1 protein-coding gene is annotated in these 1,405 nt (G+C 71.5%); it reads left to right on the top strand.

The annotated features are described in order from the left end of the window. Positions 1 to 1,171: AarF/UbiB family protein (locus AB0C69_RS42255; RefSeq protein ID WP_360362575.1), on the top strand; the 1,171-nt coding region annotated here is incomplete at its 5' end. Positions 1,172 to 1,405: the final 234 nt, after the last annotated feature.

Below are 1,405 nucleotides of genomic sequence, written 5' to 3'. Positions count from 1 at the left end.
AGGCCGACGCCGCCGTCAGCACGACCGCCCTGCACTAGCCGTCCTGCTGATGAGGCTCGGCCCCACCTTCATCAAGGCGGGTCAGGTGCTCGGCACCCGGAGGGACGTGCTGCCCGCGGCTCTCTGCGACGAGCTGTCCGTCCTCCAGGACTCGGTGGCGCCGCTGAACCGCGCCGAGACGCGCCGCGCCTTCGCGGAGGCCTACGGCCCGCGGGCCGCCGAGGGGCGCTTCGCGCACGTCGAGGAGCGGCCCGTCGCCAGCGGGAGCGTCGCCTCCGTGTACCGGGGCTCGCTCGCTTCCGGAGGCCAGGTGGCGATCAAGCTGCGCCGCCCCGGCATCGACCGGGTGATGAGGCAGGACCTCGCGCTGATGAGGGCGGGCGCCTCGCTGGCCGCCCGCCTGCCGGTGTTCCGCGGCGTTCCGGTCACCGACGTGGTGGACAGCATGTGCGCCGCCGTCCTCGGGCAGCTGGACTTCACCCGCGAGGCCGACAGCCTGACGCGGCTGCGCGACAACCTGGCGCCCGTGCCCCGGGTGTGGGTTCCGCAGGTGCACCAGGCGGAGTCGCGGCCGCGCTGCATCGTCATGGAGTTCATCCCGGACCTGGACGTGGGCGCCGCGGCGAAGTGCCCTCCGGCGATGCGCCGGCGGTTCGCGGCGTCGGCGCTGACCGCGATCTACCAGATGTTGTTCGTCGACGGCTTCGTGCACTGCGACATGCACCCGGGGAACCTCTACTTCACCCGCCAGGGGCAGGTCGTCGTGCTCGACGCCGGGTTCAGCGTGCAGCTGACCGAGCGCCTGCGCCGGCTGTTCGCCGAGTTCTTCATGAACATGTCCACCGGCCGGGGCAGCCGCTGCGCCGAGATCGTCATCGAGAGCTCGGCGGGGGTGCGCGACGACGCCGACCTCGACGGCTTCATCGTGCGGATGGCCGACCTGGTCGAGCGCAGCCACGGGCTGCCCGCCAAGGAGTTCAGCCTGATCGCCTTCGCCACGGAGATGTTCGACCTGCAGCGCCGGTTCGGCATCCACGCCGCGCCCGAGCTGATCTTCCCGCTGCTGTCCCTGCTCGTCATCGAGGGGACCATCCGCGAGCTCGACCCGGAGATCGACTTCCAGGAGACGGCGAAGCCCGTCCTGAACCGCGGCCTCTTCGGCGCCCGGTAGCCCCACCGGGCGCACGCCCGGCCTCCACCCGCGTTCGAGGCCGAGTTATATAAGTTTGCTATTATTCTCCCGTGCACGCGTTCGATGTTCTCGGCGATCCGGTCCGCCGCCGCATCCTGGAGCTGCTGTCCGCCGGCGGACACTACGCGTCGGCGATCCTCCCGGTGTCGACCCGCACGTCGACGTCCTGGACGTTCCGCTCCCGCGAGCCGCGCGGCGGCAGGAGCGCCAACC

It is taken from the genome of Actinomadura sp. NPDC048032 (genome assembly GCF_040653175.1).
Classification (GTDB): Bacteria; Actinomycetota; Actinomycetes; order Streptosporangiales; family Streptosporangiaceae; genus Spirillospora; species Spirillospora verrucosospora.
Note: the sequence above shows the minus strand (reverse complement) of the source record. Positions and strands in the feature narration are given on the sequence as shown.